At 67.9% G+C, this 16372-nt stretch carries 15 protein-coding genes and 1 pseudogene; all 16 read right to left on the bottom strand.

All coding sequences use genetic code 11. The features are described from left to right. Positions 1 to 57 precede the first annotated feature (57 nt). A complete protein-coding gene (locus JNO53_RS10705) occupies positions 58 to 921 on the bottom strand; it encodes an endonuclease/exonuclease/phosphatase family protein (protein WP_203110766.1) in 864 nt (287 codons plus the stop codon). Further along, positions 918 to 2270 (bottom strand): GH1 family beta-glucosidase, encoded by a 1353-nt coding sequence (locus tag JNO53_RS10700; protein WP_203110764.1) that lies wholly within the window; start codon positions 2268 to 2270, stop codon positions 918 to 920. The genes JNO53_RS10705 and JNO53_RS10700 overlap by 4 nt, the downstream gene beginning before the upstream one ends. Beyond that, positions 2267 to 3013, bottom strand: coding sequence for a dienelactone hydrolase family protein (locus tag JNO53_RS10695; protein WP_203110762.1), 747 nt, complete (start codon positions 3011 to 3013; stop codon positions 2267 to 2269). Before JNO53_RS10695 ends, JNO53_RS10700 begins: the two co-directional genes overlap by 4 nt. Next, on the bottom strand, positions 3010 to 3822 hold the full coding sequence (locus JNO53_RS10690) for a carbohydrate ABC transporter permease (protein ID WP_238401836.1): 813 nt from the start codon (positions 3820 to 3822) through the stop codon (positions 3010 to 3012). Before JNO53_RS10690 ends, JNO53_RS10695 begins: the two co-directional genes overlap by 4 nt. Then, complete coding sequence (locus JNO53_RS10685; RefSeq protein ID WP_203110760.1) at positions 3819 to 4721, bottom strand: carbohydrate ABC transporter permease; 903 nt, start codon at positions 4719 to 4721, stop codon at positions 3819 to 3821. Before JNO53_RS10685 ends, JNO53_RS10690 begins: the two co-directional genes overlap by 4 nt. Further along, complete coding sequence (locus tag JNO53_RS10680) at positions 4718 to 5971, bottom strand: extracellular solute-binding protein (protein WP_203110758.1); 1254 nt, start codon at positions 5969 to 5971, stop codon at positions 4718 to 4720. The genes JNO53_RS10685 and JNO53_RS10680 overlap by 4 nt, the downstream gene beginning before the upstream one ends. Further along, positions 5971 to 7011 carry a substrate-binding domain-containing protein gene (locus JNO53_RS10675; RefSeq protein WP_203110750.1) on the bottom strand — a complete coding sequence of 347 codons (1041 nt, stop codon included), beginning with the start codon at positions 7009 to 7011 and terminating at the stop codon, positions 5971 to 5973. Before JNO53_RS10675 ends, JNO53_RS10680 begins: the two co-directional genes overlap by 1 nt. Before the next feature lie 32 nt (positions 7012 to 7043). Beyond that, positions 7044 to 7532, bottom strand: a complete 489-nt coding sequence (locus tag JNO53_RS15580; protein ID WP_443111174.1) for a TOBE domain-containing protein — start codon at positions 7530 to 7532, stop codon at positions 7044 to 7046. A gap of 147 nt (positions 7533 to 7679) precedes the next feature. Continuing rightward, positions 7680 to 8180 (bottom strand): annotated as a pseudogene (locus JNO53_RS15575) (ABC transporter ATP-binding protein); the annotation flags it as partial. Positions 8181 to 8238: 58 nt separating this feature from the next. After that, on the bottom strand, positions 8239 to 9606 hold the full coding sequence (locus JNO53_RS10665; RefSeq protein WP_238401835.1) for a methyl-accepting chemotaxis protein: 1368 nt from the start codon (positions 9604 to 9606) through the stop codon (positions 8239 to 8241). Further along, positions 9603 to 11108, bottom strand: coding sequence for a putative bifunctional diguanylate cyclase/phosphodiesterase (locus JNO53_RS10660; protein WP_238401834.1), 1506 nt, complete (start codon positions 11106 to 11108; stop codon positions 9603 to 9605). The genes JNO53_RS10665 and JNO53_RS10660 overlap by 4 nt, the downstream gene beginning before the upstream one ends. Before the next feature lie 100 nt (positions 11109 to 11208). After that, positions 11209 to 12069: a CheR family methyltransferase gene (locus JNO53_RS10655; protein WP_203110746.1), complete on the bottom strand. Its 861-nt coding sequence runs from the start codon at positions 12067 to 12069 to the stop codon at positions 11209 to 11211. Further along, positions 12060 to 13091, bottom strand: coding sequence for a chemotaxis-specific protein-glutamate methyltransferase CheB (cheB, locus tag JNO53_RS10650; RefSeq protein WP_203110744.1), 1032 nt, complete (start codon positions 13089 to 13091; stop codon positions 12060 to 12062). The genes JNO53_RS10655 and cheB overlap by 10 nt, the downstream gene beginning before the upstream one ends. Before the next feature lie 82 nt (positions 13092 to 13173). Continuing rightward, the gene (locus JNO53_RS10645; protein WP_203110743.1) at positions 13174 to 13539 is read right to left on the bottom strand and encodes a response regulator; all 366 of its coding nucleotides are present in this window, start codon (positions 13537 to 13539) and stop codon (positions 13174 to 13176) included. Positions 13540 to 13593: 54 nt separating this feature from the next. Then, on the bottom strand, positions 13594 to 14028 hold the full coding sequence (locus tag JNO53_RS10640; protein WP_203110740.1) for a chemotaxis protein CheW: 435 nt from the start codon (positions 14026 to 14028) through the stop codon (positions 13594 to 13596). Further along, positions 14025 to 16370, bottom strand: a complete 2346-nt coding sequence (locus JNO53_RS10635; protein WP_203110732.1) for a chemotaxis protein CheA — start codon at positions 16368 to 16370, stop codon at positions 14025 to 14027. The genes JNO53_RS10640 and JNO53_RS10635 overlap by 4 nt, the downstream gene beginning before the upstream one ends. Positions 16371 to 16372: the final 2 nt, after the last annotated feature.

Genomic DNA, 16372 nt, shown 5'->3' with positions numbered 1-16372 from the left:
GCCAGCCGTCCCGCCAATCCGTCACCCCAGCTTTCGCCGGGATGACGGCGCTCTACCTCACCGCCGCAGTTTGATATCGGCGACCACCGGGTAGTGGTCGGAGGGCAGGCGGCCCTCCCAGTGCTGCGTCACGACCGCATAACGGTTCACTGAAAAGTCGCCGGTTGCGAAGATGTGATCGATCGGCGCTTCGGCTGCGGCCATGATGTCGAAGCCGGTGAAGGTGCCGGGCGGTCCGTAGGGCGGGAGGGCGCTGATCGTGCGAGTGTCGGAAAGGCCGCTCTGCGCGGTGTCCGCAAGGACCTGATAAGGTTCGCTATCCGGCTTGACGTTGAAGTCCCCCATGACGATCGCGGGCGCCCCGCCGTCGGCGACCCATTCGGCGATCATCAGCGCGGCATTGGCGCGGGCAGCCGTGCCGACGTGATCGAAATGGGTATTGAGGACACGGATCGTCTCGCCGCTGCTCCTGTCGCGCAGGACGGCCCAGGTGGCGATGCGGGGGAGGGCGGCGTCCCAGCCCTTGCTGCCGGCCACCTCTGGCGTTGGCGAGAGCCAGAACGTGCCCGAGTCCACCACCGCGAAGCGATCGTTGCGCCAGCCCAGCGGGGAGAACTCGCCGGCCTCTGCTCCGTCGTCGCGCCCGACGCCCACGAATGTGTAATCCGTCAGTTCGGCTTCGAGATACTGCTTCTGGTGCAGCAGGACCTCCTGCATGCCGAGCAGGTCGGGATTCTCGTGCTTGATGACGGCTTCGACCATCTCCTTGCGGTGCGGCCAGGCGTTCTCGCCATCCGAAGCGACGTCGAGCCTGATGTTGAACGTCATTGCCCGGATCGGCGCGCTATCGGCGGATTGCGCCGGCACATGCGCGCAGGCGGCGAGCAGAACGGTCGCGAGGAGGGAGAGGAGGTATTTCATGCGGCGTGCTCCAGTTCGGCGCCGTTGCTGGCGATGATCTGACGGTAGAGCCGCGCGCTGTGCTTGGGCGTGCGCGCGAGCGTTTCGTAGTCGACATGGACGATCCCGAAGCGCTTGGCATAGCCGAGCGCCCACTCGAGATTGTCGAACAGCGACCAGACCATGTAGCCGCGAATGTCCACCCCTGCCGCGATCGCGTCGCGCACCGCGGCGATGTGCTCGGCGAGATACTGGCAGCGGTCGTCGTCGGGAATGCCCTCGGCGGCGCTGGTCGCGGGATCGGAGAAGGCGGCGCCGTTCTCCATGATGTAGACCGGCAGGTCGCCGTAGCGTTCGCGGAACCAGAGCAGTGTGCGGGTCATCGCTTCGGGGAAGACTTCCCAGTCGGTCTCGGTATGCGGCGCGCCTTCCTGCACGACGTGTTCGGCGAACAGCGGCCAGGCCGTTTCCGACGCGCGCACGACGCTGCGGGTGTAGTAGTTGATGCCGACGAAATCGACCGGCTGGCAGCACAGCGCCAGGTCCTCGGCCGACCAGTCCTCCCACGCCTCGCCGTAGATCACCGGCAGCTCCGGCGGGCAGGTGCCGAGCAGCGCGGGGTCGAAATACTGGCGGTTCATATAAGCATCGGCACGCGCCGTGGCGGCGAGGTCCTCGGGGCTGTCGCTGGCCGGGTATTTGGGCTCGATATTGATGACCAGCCCGACCTCGTGCGCCCCGCATTCGCGGTAGGTCTGCACCGCGCGGCCGTGCGCGCGCATCAGGTTGCGGCTGACAATGGCGCATTCGAAGATGCTGCGGTGGCCGGGCGCGAGCACGCCGTTGAGGTAGCCTCCATCGGCCACCACCCACGGCTCGTTGAGCGTGGCCCACTTCTTCACTTTGCCGTCGAGCGCCCGGAACATGACGCCGGCATATTCTGCGAACCATTCCGCGCTCTCGCGGTTGAGCCAGCCGCCCCGGTCGTCGAGCGCGGCCGGCAGGTCCCAGTGGTAGAGGGTCGCCAAGGGCTCGATCCCAGCTTCGAGCAGGCGGTCGACGAGACGGCGGTAGAAGTCGAGCCCGGCCTCGTTCACCCGGCCGGTGCCTTCGGGCAGAACGCGGCTCCACGAAACGCTGAAGCGATAGGCCTGCAACCCGAGTTGCTTCATCAGCTCCACGTCGCTTTCCATGCGATTGTAGTGGTCGCAGGCCACGTCGCCGGTGTCGCCGGTCGCGATCATCAGGCGCGGGTCATGAGTGAAGCGGTGCCAGATGCTGGTGCCCGCGCCATCAGCCAGAGGGGAGCCCTCGACCTGATAGGCGGCGGTTGCCGCGCCCCAGAGGAAATCATCGGGAAAGCCGCTCATTGGCCCTGCTCGTCGAGGCGATGGGACAGCAGCCACAAGTAAAGCGCGGGGTCGTCGTAGGCAGGATCCCATGCGTTGTGGCCGAGATCGGGGTAGATCGTCAGGCGGCTCTGGTGCCCGCCGCAGGCGCGGATCGCGCGCGACATGGCAAAGCTGCCCTCCGGCGTCACGACATCGTCACGGTCGCCGTGGAGGGCCCATACGGGCGTGTCGACCAGCGCGCAGGCGGTCGCCGGATCGCCGCGCCCGGCGACGGGGGCGATGGCGGCGAAGCGGTCGGGCTCCGCGGCCGCCCAGCGCCAGGTCGCATGGCCGCCGCGGCTGAGGCCGGTGAGATAGACACGCGCCGGATCGACCGGCAGCGTTTCCCTCACATGATCGGCGATCGCGTCGAGCTTGGCGATGTCCCAGTCCTCTTCCGCCGGCAGCAGCGGGGAGATCAGAATGAAGGGGAAGTCCTTCTGCCGGTCGGCGACCTTGGGCGGGCCGTGGACTTTGACCTTGGCGACGTCGCTGCCGCGCTCGCCCGAACCGTGGAGGAAGATCATTAGCGGCCAGCGCGCGTCCTCGTCCGCCGTCGCGACGCCGGGCGGCAGGTGAAGCTGATAGACGTAGCCGCTGTCCTCGACCGCCGGCTGCGGGTGCTGCCCGGCTTCTATCGGAGGCGGCGGTGTCGCCGCCACGGCATGACCGGTGCAGGCCCCCAGCAAGAGGACCAGCGGCAACAAGCGAACCCAATTCATCCTTTGACACTCCCGGCAAGCAATTCGCCGATGAACTGGCGCTGGAGCGCCAGGAACAGCAGCAGCACCGGCACGGTGGTCACCACCGAGCCGGCCATCATCAATTCGATATCCTGCGCGCGCTCGCGCCCCAGCGAGGCGAGGGCGACGGGCAGGGTGTAGAGGTCCTGATCGGACAGCACGATCAGCGGCCACATGAAGTCGTTCCAGCTCCCGAGGAACACGAACAGCGCCAGCGTCGCGATCGCCGGGCGGAGGATCGGCAACACGACGTGGCGGAACACCTCCCACTCGCTCGCGCCGTCTATCCGCGCCGCCTCCAGCAGTTCGTCGGGGATCGAGAGCGCATATTGTCGCACCAGGAAGATCCCGACGATCCCCGCCAGCCAGGGGACGAGGACGCCGGCGTATGAGTTGACCAGCCCGAGCGCCTTGAGTTCGAGGAACAGCGGCAGCATGCCGATCTGACCCGGGATCAAGAGCAGCGCGAGCAGGGTTTGCACGGTGGCCGCCTGTCCCGGAAATCGCAATTTGGCGAAGGCGTAGCCGGCAGGGAGGGTGAACAGCAGTGCGAGCAATGTCGCTAGAGTGGAGACGAGCAGGCTGTTGAGCAGGAAGCCGCCCATGCCCTGCGCGGCGAACAGCTCCCGATAATTGGCGAGTGTCGGATCGACGGGGATCAGCGGCGGCGGGAACTGACCGGCTTCCCCCGGCTGCATCAGACTGACCGAGACCATCCACAACAGCGGCGCGAGCGTGATCGCCGCGAAGAGGGCGGCGAGCGCGGTCAGGGCGCGCCGCGCGATCATGCCTTGCGCACCCCGAGCAGCCGCATCGCGAGCGCCGGCAGAACCGCCGCGGCGAGGATACATGCGAACAGCACGACCGCGACCGCCGCGCCGGTCCCGAGGTTCCACCACTGGAAGCCTTCCTCGAACATCAGATAGAGCACGGTGATCGTCGATTGCGCGGGGCCGCCCTCGGTCATCACGTAAGGCTCGGCGAAGAGCTGGAACATGGCGATTATCGTGAGGATCGCGACGAGGCCGGTCGCGGGGGCGATGGCGGGCAGCGTGACATGGCGCAGCCGGGCCCACCATCCTGCGCCGTCGATCCGCGCCGCCTCGTCCAGTTCGCGCGGCACGGTCTGGAGTGCGGCGAGGAAGATCAGCATGGCATAGCCGAAGCTCTTCCAGACGACGAACAGCGTGATCGCCGGGATCGCCCAGCGCGGATCGCCGAGCCAGTCGACCCTCGGCAGTCCCAGGGCGCCAAGCGCGTAGTTCACGAGGCCGTAGCGCGTGTGGAGCAGATATTTCCACACCATCGCTGCCGCCACGAGCGTCGCGACGTAGGGTGCGAAAAACGCCACCCGCCACACCGGCCGCCAGGCGACCATGCGCTCGTTGACCAGGATCGCCGCGCCGAGCGAAACGACCACCACCAGGGGAACACCGAGCAAGACGAACCAAAGCGTGTTGTGGAGCGCAGCCCAGAACAGCGGATCGGCAAGCAAGGCGGCGTAGTTGTCGAAGCCGACGAAGCGCAGGTTGCGAATGTCGGCAAGCGCATAGATGTCGAAATCGGTCAGGCTCAATGCGAGCGAAGCGATCGTCGGCAGGATGAAGAACAGCGCGATTGCGAGCAGCGCCGGGGCGCTGAACAGCCACCCGGCTCGCCGCTCCGCCCTGATTCCGGCGCCGCTCATGGAAGACGCCCCTTTCCCATCATCCAGCGACGCTTGGTGAGGATCTCGTCGACCCTCCGGTCCATTTCGGCAGCCGCGCCGCGTACGGTGTATTCGCCGCGCACCATACGATCGGCGACGACCTGCATGGCGGTAACGACGCGCTCCCACTCGGGAACCTTGGGCAGCGGACGGGCGAGCTCGAGCTGGCGCGCGAACGGCGAAATCACGCGGTCGCCCGCAAGCTCGGCCTCGCGCCAGACCGAGCGCCGTGCCGGCAGGTCGCCGGTCGTCCGGTGCAGCGCAAGCTGCGCTCCGGGCTCGAGCAGGCGGCGCACGGCATCCCAGGCTTCCGGCTTGCGCTCACCGCGGCTGAATACGACGAGGCTCGATCCCCCCGGTGCGGCGGCACCGGCGCCGCCGGGGCCCGGATGCGGCGCAGTGCTCCACAGGTCCTGCATTGCGGCCGGCAGGCGCCTGCGCATCTCCTCGATCATCCACGGGCCCGCCGGATAGACCGCGAACCAACCGCGGGCGAACTCTACCCAGCGGTTGGCGATCTGCGCGCCGGTGACGATCGGCGCCAGCCCCTCGTCGAACAACGACTTGTAGAAGGCGAGGCCCTCGACGAACTCGGGCGCGGAGAAAGCGCCGCGCGTGCGATTTTCCCGCAGGAACGTCGCGCCGGCGGACAGCGCCAGCGTCTGCAGGTGTTCGAACTCTTCGAGCGGCAGGAGTACGCCGTAGGTCTCGCTCCCGCGTTGGGCGCGAATGCGGTGAAGCGCCGCCTTCCATTCGTCCCAATCCAGCGGCGGCGAGCCGTAGCCCGCCCGGGCGAACAGATCCGTGCGGTAGAACTGGACGCGCGTATCGACATACCATGGCGCCGCCATCAGCCGGCCGCCGATGCGGTTGCTTGCGAGCACCGCGCCGAACTGGTCTTCGGCGAGGTCGAGGTCGGCTGGCACCGGATCGATTGCGCCCAGTGCCGCGAGCTCGGCCAACCAGCTATTGCCGACTTGCGCCAGGTCGGGCAGCGACTGGCCGACGTACCCGGTCAGCAGCTTCTGATGTGCTCCGGACCACGGCAGGGGTTGCACCTCGACCCCGCCGAGGCCGAGGTCGGGAAGGAAGGCGGGGAGGGCGGCCGCCTCGTTGCCGATGGCCCAGAAGGTCAGTCCGCCCTCGCTGCGGCAGCCCCCCAGCGCGAACGCGGCGGATCCTGCAAGCCCCGCCGCGAGAACCGCGCGCCGCGAGAGGGCGCTCGTCATCAGGCCACGTCGGCGGGCGCGCCCGCAATGGTCGCGCCGTCGTGCGATTCTGCTCCGGTCGATCCGCGCGCGGCCAACTGGGGTGAAAGGACGACGCCATGCTCCCGGCCGAGCTCTTCCCCGCGCAGCATCCGCAGCAGCAGCATCGCCGCTGTCGAGCCGAGCTGCGCCATGTTCGACTGCATCGTGGTCAGCTTCGGGCTCACATGGCGCGCGAGCGGGATGTCGTCGAAGCCGGCGACGAGTGTGTCCACGCCGACCGCGACGCCGGCCTCCTCGAGCACCGACATGAGGCCGACCGCCATCACGTCGTTGGACGCGAACACCGCATCGGCGGGCACTTGTCCGGCGAGCAGCAGGCGGGCTGCTTCCAGGCCCGCGCTCTCCGTGAAATCGCCGGGCAGGATTACCGGGGCCCTCTCACCCAGACCATCCCGCATCGCGTCCGTGAAGCCTCGCAGGCGCTCGCGCGCATCGCGGTTGTGCTTGGGCCCCGAGATATGGACGATCCGCCTGCGCCCGCGCGCGATCAGATGCTCGGTGATCGTCCGTGCGCCGTGATAGTTGTCGACCGCGACGAAGGGCACGTCGCTGCCGTCCGCCTGCGCGTTGAGCAGGACGGTCGGCATGTTGACGTCGAGGTGGTCCGACAGCAGCTCGGCGGTGGAGTCGGGCGGCATCAGCAGCAACCCGTCGACCCGCCCCCGCATCGAGCGGATCGCGTTGGTCGTCTCGTGCGAGCTGCCGTGCATGTTGCCGAGCAGCAGGTGCTTGCCCGCACCGTGGGCGATCTTGTCGATCCCGCGGATGACTTCGGAGAAGAACTCGCCGAACAGGTCGGGCAGGATTACGCCGATGGTATCGGTCTGGCGATTGGTCAGGCTGCGCGCGCCGCTGTGGGGCACGAAGTTGAGCGCCTTGGCCGCGGCCTCGATCGCCTCCCGGGTCGCTTTGGTGACGTTGCTGTGCCCGTTGAGCGCGCGGGACACGGTGGCGATCGAAACGCCGGCTTCCCGCGCAACATCCCGAATCGTGACCATGCCTTCCCTCTCCCGCGTCAATGTAACCGTTTTCACAAATTCGGCAATGCGGCATGCGGAACCGCTCGTCCCTCGCCGTCGAAGACGTGCACCTTCTCGGGCGCGACATGCAGCGCAATGCTCTCCCCTGCGGCAATCGGGTGATCGCCGGTGGTGCGCCAGACCAGCGCAGTATCGCCGTCCCCAAGGCGCGCGTGGCGCTCCCCGCCGAACCATTCGACGAACGCGACCGCGCGCGGGGCGAGCGCGATCGTGCCGCCATTCGGCCGTGCCGTCAGTGCCTCGGGCCTGATCGCCACCACCACATCGTCCTGCACAGGGCCTGCGCCGGTAAGCGGCCCGAGCACGATCCGCTCACCGTCACCGACCGTGATTTCGGTCCCTCGCGCATCGGCGCGGACAATGCGACCGGGCAAGCGGTTGATCGGCGGCTGGCCGAAGAATTCTGCGGCGAAGAGCGTTGCCGGGCGGCAATAGAGGTCCTCGGGCGTGCCCTGCTGTTCGATCCGCCCGTCGCGCATCAGCACGATCCGGTCGGCCAGCGCCATCGCCTCGGCCTGGTCGTGGGTGACGTAGATCGTCGTGGCGCCCAGCCGCGCGTGCAGCTCCGCGAACTCGCGCCGCATCTGCGCGCGCAGATTGGCGTCGAGGTTCGACAGGGGCTCGTCGAACAGGAACAGGTCGGGCTGACGCACGATCGCGCGGCCGATGGCGACGCGCTGCCGCTGCCCGCCCGACAGCTCGGCTGGCCGCCGATCCATCAGCTCGGCAAGCCCCAGAAGCTCGCAGGTCCGCTGGACGCTTTCGTCCAGCTCGCGCTTCGGCCGCCCCGCCATGCGCAGCGGAAAGGCGATGTTCTGCGCGACCGTCATCTGCGGATAGAGCGCATAGGACTGGAACACCATGGCGACGCTGCGCTCGCCCGGCGGCAAGCGATCGACGCGCCGCGCGCCGATGCGGATCTCGCCGCTGTCCGGCCCGTCGAGCCCTGCGATCAGCCGGAGCAGCGTCGACTTGCCGCAGCCGGAAGGGCCGACGAGCACGACGAACTCGCCGTCACCGACCGACAGGTCCAGGCCGTCGAACAGCGTGACTGCGCCAAAGCTCTTGCCGATCCGGGATAGCGTTGCGCCCGGCAATTGACTCTCTCCCTCCACCGCTGCGGCCATAGCGCCGCCATGGGCTGCGCACCAAGGGCCTTGTGCGCGAGAGAGGGAACGCGTCGGCTCAGGTGCGCTTCAGGATTACCTGCATGACCCGCGCAACCTGGCTGCGCAGCGTCGACGCCTGCGTCTCCAGCTCGGTTGCCGAGTTGAGCACTTGCGAAGCGGCCGCGCCGGTCGAGAGCGCGGTTTCACGGATCTGGTCGACGCTCGCCTGCACCTCGCTCGCACCGCGTGCGGCAAGATCGATGTTGCGCGCCAGTTCCTGCCCCGCGACCGACTGCTGATCCACGGCGGAGGCGATCGAGACCGCGGTTGATTCGAGCTGCTGCACCTGATCGGCGACCGTGCGCAGCGCGCCGACACTGGCACCCGTCGATTCCTGGATGGCCCGGATCTGCTGCGCCACCTGCTCGGTCGCGCGGCCGGTCTGGGAGGCGAGCTCCTTCACTTCCGATGCCACGACCGCGAAGCCGCGACCGGCTTCCCCGCCGCGTGCTGCCTCGATCGAGGCATTGAGCGCGAGCAGATTGGTGCGCTGGGCAATGGTGGAGATCAACTCGACAATCTGCCCAATCTGGTCCGCCGTGGCGGAAAGCGCGGAGATCGTGTCGTTGGCCTGCCGGGTGGAGCCGGTCGCCCGGCGTGCCAGTTCGGCCGACTGCGCGGCCTGACGGCTGATCTCGCCGATCGACATGGCGAACTCGTCCGACGCAGCGGCCGCGGCAGTGACGCCGGAGGAGGCCTCCATCATCGCCCGCGCCACGCGCTGGGTCTGTGCCGCGCCCTGTTCGGCGGCGGCGGCCATCGAACTGGCGGTCGCCTTCAGTTGCGCGGAAGCCGCGCCGACGCCCGAGACCACCTCGCCCACGCTCGATTCGAACGTACGCCCGAAGGTGCGGACTTCCTTCTCGCGCCGCTCGCGTTCCGCGCGGCGGTTGGCGAACAGCTCGTCGAGCTTCACGCCCGATTTGACGAAGACCTCGAACGCGCGGGCGATCTCACCGATCTCGTCCCGCCGATCGAGCCCGCTGATCGTGAAGTCGCGATGGCCGGCGGCAAGTGCAGTCATGTCACGCGCCAGCGTGCCAAGCTGGTCCGAAGTGTCGGCTAGCATCGCCTTGATCGCACCGAGGCCGAGCAGGGCGGCTACGGCCGCGATGGCGACGATTGGCCAGCGCAGCGCGGCCGCGGCTTGCGTGTCTGCCGAAGAAAGCCCGATCCAGGCGAGCACGGTCACCAGTGCCAGCGCGGCAAGCGGCAGCCCGCCTAGAATCGCAACTTTGCGCACGAGCGACTGGTTGTTGAAGAAACGCACATGCACGAAGCCTTTGCCGGCAGCGGCCGCGGTCGGGGCCGATTGGCTCAGCTCGACCTGGTCGATTTCGTCGCGCATCTCGTCGGGCACGATGATCGTCGTCGGGGCGTTCATGCTACTTTCCTTCCCGGTTCGACCTTGGCCGGGCCGGCCTTTCGGGCAGCGGGGGCGAGGTGCTGTGGGATGTCGTCGGGCGGCATCGGCGCAAAGAAGAGCCAGCCCTGAATGTGATCGCAGCCGGCGCTTCGCACCATGGCGGCCTGGGCTTCGGTTTCGACCCCTTCGGCCGTCACGCGCATCTTGAGCGCGCGTGCCATCGAGATGCTGGAGAGCATCATCGCACGCAGGCTCTCGTCGATCGCCGAGTCGACAACCAGCGAGCGATCGAGCTTGAGCTTCTCGAACCGGAACTGCCGGAGAAAGCCGATGGACGCGTAGCCGGTTCCGAAGTCGTCGAGCACGACGTCGACGCCGAGGCCGCGCACGAGATCGAGGCTACGCTCGGCAACGAGGGGATCGAGCACGAGGCAGGTTTCGGTGATCTCCAGTTCGAGCCGCTCGGGCGGGAAGCCGGTCTCCTCCAGAACCTGTCCGAGCTGGAAAGGGAATTCGGGATTGCGGAGCTGCGCGGCGGAGATGTTGACCGAGAGCTGGATGCCCCAGGGCAGGGCATCGGTGCAGGCGCGGCGCAGGACCCAAAGGCCGATCGCATTGATCAGCCCCGATTCCTCGGCCACCGGAATGAACACGTTGGGCCCTACGTCCCGGCCGTCGGGTCGTTGCCAGCGCAGCAGCGATTCCACAGCCACGACGCGGTGGGTCCGTGCGTCCACCAGCGGCTGGTAGTGGACGCGGAACTCCTCGTTGAGGAGCGCCGCGCGCAGTTCGTTGTCGAGATCGCGCATCGCCTCCAGGCTGCGGTCGAACTCGTCCTTGAACCAGGTGCAGCGCATCTTCCCGTCGCGCTTGGACACATACATCGCCACGTCGGCGCGGCGCAGCAGCTCGGAGGATTCCAGAGTTCCGCCGGCAGCGCAGCGGGCCAGCCCGACGCTCGCCCCGATCGGAATACGCCGGTCGTCGAGTGCCACCGGCTGCGACAGCGTCTCGAGCAGCCCGCGGCAGATTCCTTCGAGCAGCGTTCCCGCGAGCGGGCCCACCATGCTCACGGCGAACTCGTCTCCGCCCAGGCGGTAGGCGGCGGCGTCGTTGCCGCACAGCCGGCGCAAGGTCAGCGCGACTTCCTTGATCAGCCGGTCGCCGACCCCGTGCCCGTAAAGATCATTGACGGTCTTGAAGCCGTCGAGGTCGATCAGCGCGACGGCCATTTCGTGTCCGGTCATCGCCGCGGCGGTGATGTTCCGGTGCAGCGCGCGGCGATTGGGAAGCTGGCTCAGGCTGTCGGTCATGCCGAGCCGTTCGAGCCGCGCGACATGCGCAAAACCGAAACGGAGCAGCAGGAGCACCGCGATCGCGTAAGCGACGATGCCCACGAGGATCAGTGGCGAAGCCTTGGCGAGCGCGAAATCGTCGCTCATCAGCAGGGCAAGGCAGATCGCCGCGAAGATCGCCGTAAGAACGGCGACGGGCGCGACCACCAGCAGGCGCGGCGCCAAACCGTGATTTTCCCCCTCTAGTGTCACCCGCCGGACCCCAAACCCCTGTTCTTGCTCCGCAAGTTAGCGGCGCGGCACTAAAGAACTGTTAAACACCGATTTACCTTGCAGCCGCCATGCGGGTGCTCAGAGCCGGCGCGCGCGGTTCGACGCATCGGTAGAGCCCCTGGACGTCCGTTGCGGGGGCGAAACGCCCCGCCTTGCCGGCCATGGTCTCGCCCGCACCGAGCATCAGCCACCCGTCGTCGCGCAGGCTGTCGGCCACGCGGCCGAGTGCCCTTTGCCGGGTCTCCCCGTCGAAATAGAGCAGTACGTTGCGGCACAGCACGAGGTCGAACCGCTCCGGCCGGGACTGTACGTCGAGCACGTTGCCGACGCGGTAGCAGATCGGCGTCAGCAGCGCCGGGTCCGGCTCCCATCCCCGCGGCGTCTCGTTGAAATGGCGCAGCATTTGCGCGACGCCCAGGCCGCGCTGGATCTCGAACTGGCTGTAACACGCGCGCCGCGCGGCCGCGATCGCGTGGGTCGAAATGTCGGTACCCAGGATCTCGATCTTCCAGCCGCGCCACATGTGCGGGCGGTCGGCGAACATCATCGACAGCGACAGCGCCTCCTGCCCGGTCGAACAGCCGGCGGACCAGATCGACAGGCGCCGGGTGCCCGCGCGCTTCTCGGCCAGATCGGGCAGGACGGTTTCGGATAGCTGCTGAAAGAGTTGCCGGTCGCGGAAGAAGTAGGTCTCGTTGTTGAGCAGGGCCTCGACGACCTTGCGCGAGAGTTCCCCGGAATCGCCGGTGCCCAGCATGCAGACGAGCTGGTCGAGGTTGTCGATCCCGTATTCGCGGAACACTCCGGCAAGCGCGCTGCCGATACGCCACTGGCGGCCTTCGGTGAGTTGCTGACCGGTCCGTTCCAGAAGCAGGTCGGCAATGATCCGGTGCGAGATCTGCGTCACCTCCATGCGGCTTCTCCGGCGTGAAGCGCGATGCGCAAGGCGATCTTTTCCGGCGGCAGCACGGCCGAAGCAAGGCCCGCCTGAACGACCGCGCGCGGCATGCCCCAGACGGAAGAACTGGCCTCGTCCTGCGCGATGATATTGCCGCCGGCGCGGACCAGTCGCTCGGCGCCGATCAGGCCGTCGCGGCCCATGCCCGAGAGCACGACGCCGAGCGCCGCCCCCTCCGCAACGTCGGCCATGCTCTCGAACATGGTATCGACGGAAGGCATGCAGCCGCTGGGCGCCTTGAAAGCGGCCGTGCCGGCAAGCAGCACCCCGCCGTCCCGGCGAAGCAGAAGGTGCCCGTCGCCGGGCGCAATATGGATACGGCCGCTCTCGACCGGTGTCGCGCCGTCGACCACCACCGCTTCGCGCCCGCTCGCGAGCTCGAGCTGCCCGGCGAAGACCTGCATGAAGGTTTCCGGCAAGTGCTGCGTGACCAGGATCGGCGCTTCGACATAGCGCGGCAGGTTGCGCAGCAGCATGCAGAGCGCGTGGATACCCCCGGTCGAAGCGCCGATGCCGATCACTTCCAGCGGGCCGCCCCGCTTGTTGCGCGCGCGCAGCGGTGGCGCAATGGGCGGTACGGCGGCCGCGCCTGTCCAGTTGCGCCGCCCCAAGGCCCGGATGCGTTGCAGCAGCGCAGTACGATAGTGCTGATCGAACTCGCCGCTCCGCGGCTTCAGCATGGTGTCGGCGGCGCCCATCGAAAGCGCGGCCAGTGTGTGCTCCGCCCCGACTTCGGTGAGCGAGGAAACGACCAGCACTTGCGTGCCTGCATGCGCGGCGAGGATCTTGGGCAGAGCGTGAAGGCCCCCCATGCCCGGCATTTCGAGGTCGAGCAGCACGACGTCTGCCGGGGCGATCGCGAGGGCGGCGAGCGCGTTCTCTGCGCTGCCGGTCTTGCCCACGATGGTCATATCGCCTTCGGGCGCGATGATCCTGGAAAGCACGGCGCGGACCGTCAGCGAATCGTCGACGATCATCACCCGGATCGGCGCCCGTTCGGTCGACGATCGGCCGGCCCTGCCAGCCGCGATGCTGCTCTCCGCGCCCACGGGCCGGACCTCAGGCCATTCCGACGAGCTGGAGCTTTATCTGCAGGGTTTCGTGGTCGAACGGCTTCATCACGTATTCGTCGGCACCCGCCCCGATCGCCTCGCGGATGTGTGCGATGTCGTTCTCGGTCGTGCAGAACACGACCTTGGGCACGTCCCCACCGGGCATGCGGCGCAGGTGGGTGATGAATTCGATGCCGGTCATCACCGGCATGTTCCAGTCGAGCAGGACGAGATCGGGCATGGCCTTCTCGCACTGCGCGATGCCTTTCTCGCCGTTCTCCGCCTCGTCGACCGAAAGGCCGAGCGATTCCAGAATGTGGCGTGAAACCTTTCGGATCACCCGCGAATCATCGACGATCAGACAGGTCTTCATTGTGCGCGATCCTTTTCTATGATCCCGGATTATTCGCTCCGGGTAACCAATCATTTAAGCGGCGGCCCGCTGCGGGCCGGCGACCAGGGCGGCCACATCGACCAGAACGGCAGGGCCGGCTGTGGTTTCAATCATCCCGCGTGCGACCGGCGTCCAGGCCGGTCCCAAAGTGGCAGGCGGCGGCGTAGGTTCACCGACGGCGGCGACAACGTCGTCCACCCGGTCGACGAGCAGGGCGTAGGCGTGCCCCCCAACCTCGACGACCGGCGCACGCACATCGGCTTCCCTGGGGGTGCCGGAAAGAGCGAGCGCCTTGCGGCTGTCGATCACGGTCAAGGCGCGGCTACGCAGGGCAGCAAGGCCTGCGACGAAATCCGGTGCGCGCGGCACCGGGGTAATCCCGGTCAACTCGATGATCGAGCTGATGTCCTCGGCCCGGAACGCGGCCGGCCGCCCGCCGATGCGCGTCAGGAGAAGCAGGCTGCTCATCGTCTTGCTCCCGGGCATGCCCGGGCAAGGGCCGAGAGAAGCCCGTCGCGGTCGTAGCGGTAGATGCTGTCCGGATCGCGCTCGCCCCCCTCCGGACGCGAGCGGAGGCGGACGACGGCCGCGGCGGGGCCGGTGTCCTCCGCTGCATCGAGCGTTACGGTGATGTCAGCGGCCCGCCCATCGCCGTCGCCTAGAACATCGTAGCCGGCCGAACGGATCAGCGGTTCGAGAAAGCTCGCCACCCACGGGTCGGAGCCGGGCAGGCGGCAGGTCGGGCGCTGTGCCCGCAGCGCGGCGCGCCCATGACGGGCGAAGAGCCCGTGCGCGTCGATCACGCCGACGATAGCGCCGTCGATCAGTGCCGTGCCTTCCAGCGTTTCGTCGCCTTCCAGCGGCACGACGGGGCCCGGCAGCTCGACCGAGTCGATGATACCGGCGACGGCGTAGAGCAGTTCGAACTCACCATCCCCGAGACGCAGCGCAGTAATCGTGTCGTTGACGAGTGTTCCGCCCTCTGTCCCCAGCAGTGGCAGGATCGTGCCGTCGACGGTGGCCAGCACGCCGCCGTCGGTGAGCTCGATTGCGGAGACCGGCAGAGTATGAATATGCCGGATGGCCGCCATGCGGATCGCGAGTCTGCGTCCGGCGAAGGAGGTGAAGACCACCGCGTGCTCGGCGGGCGCCGCGGCCTGTTCGGTGCCATGTTCCTGCACCGCGGTGCGGATGCGTGCATGGCTTGCCAGCCCGTATGCTTCGGCAAGACCGGGAACGTCGATCTTGAGGATCGGCTGGCCGTCGTCGAGCAGCGCCGTGCCGCCGTAAAGACCGATCGCTTCCAGCGCCGGGGGCAGGGGCTTCAGAACGAAGTCCTCGTTGTCGAGCACCCGATCGACCGCGAGCGCGAACAGGTCACCGCTGACGAGCCGCAGGAAGACGAAGGTGGCGCGCTCGAGATCGACCTCCTGTTCAAGCCCGAGCACTTCCGCGAGATCGAGACAGGGCACGCGTTCGCCGCGGAAGGTGAGGAAGATGCCGTCGCCGAGCCGGTCGACCTCGACCGAGCGCGAGACGCTGCGTGCGATCTCGACGATGTAGGAACGCGGCAGGCCCAGCGTGTGGGCGCCAACTTTGACCGTCAGCCCCTCCACGATGCTGAGCGTCAGCGGCAAGTGGAGGAACACGATCGTGCCCCGGCCTTCCTTGCTGGAAACCGAAACCGAACCGCCGAACCGCTCGACATTGGCGCGCACGACATCCATGCCGACGCCGCGGCCGGACACCTGGCTGACCTCGGCGGCGGTCGAGAAGCCGGGCGCGAAGATCAGGTCGAGCTTCTGCTCATCGGTCATCGCGGCGACTTCGGCAGCGCTCGCCACGCCTGCCGCCACCGCCTTGTCGCCCAGCTTGCCGAGCGCGATGCCGCGCCCGTCGTCGCTCACGGCGACGATGATGCGGTTGCCCGTGCGGCGCGCGGAAACGGTGATGATGCCGATCTCGCGCTTGCCCACGGCGAGCCGTTCGGCCGGCGGTTCGATCCCGTGGTCGATTGCATTGCGCAGGATATGGGTCAGCGGGTCGCGGACCGATTCGATCATCTCGCGGTCGAGTTCGACATCGCCGCCTTCGAGATCGATCATTACCTGCTTGCCGAGCTCGGCGGAAAGATCGCGGACCATGCGCGGCAGGGCGCCGAACAGGTGCTCCAGGCGCTGCATCCGCATCCGGGTCGCCCCTTCGCGAACCTCGTCGAGAATGGTGGAAAGCCGCTCGAACGGACCCTGCAGTACGGGATCGGCGCCGTGGTCACGCAACCGCCGGGCGAGTTCGTTGCGGGCGAGAACCATGTCGGAAACGCCGCTCATCACCCGGTCAAGAAGCTCGACAGGCAAACGGATGGAGCGCGTGCTGCCTGCCCGCGCCGCGCGCGGTCCGGCCTTCTCGCCCGCCTGGATCGTCTCGCTGTCGGGCTCGTCGCGGCCTGGTTCGAGCGCAGCGATTAGCATGTCGTCGCCGCCTGCTGGCAGGTCCTCGCCTGCGTCGATCGCATCGATCATGTCGGTAATGCGGTCGATCACCGCGAGCACCGCGGTGACCAGGGCACTGCTGGCGCGCCGGCGCCCGGCGCGCACATCGGACAGTGCGCTTTCGGCCGCATGGCTGAGTTTTTCGAGGCGGGGGAAGTCGAAGAAGCCGCAGTTGCCCTTCACGGTGTGGACGAAGCGGAAGATGGCGTCGAGCCGCTCGCGGTCCGCGGGATCGGCTTCCCACGCCACGATCTCGCCCTCGATCGCTTGGAGCATCTCGCGGGTTTCGGCCACGAAATCAGCCAGCAGGTCGTCCATCG

Origin of the sequence: Altererythrobacter sp. C41 (assembly GCF_016803135.1) — a bacterium.
Classification (GTDB): domain Bacteria; phylum Pseudomonadota; class Alphaproteobacteria; order Sphingomonadales; family Sphingomonadaceae; genus Pelagerythrobacter.
Note: the sequence above shows the minus strand (reverse complement) of the source record. Positions and strands in the feature narration are given on the sequence as shown.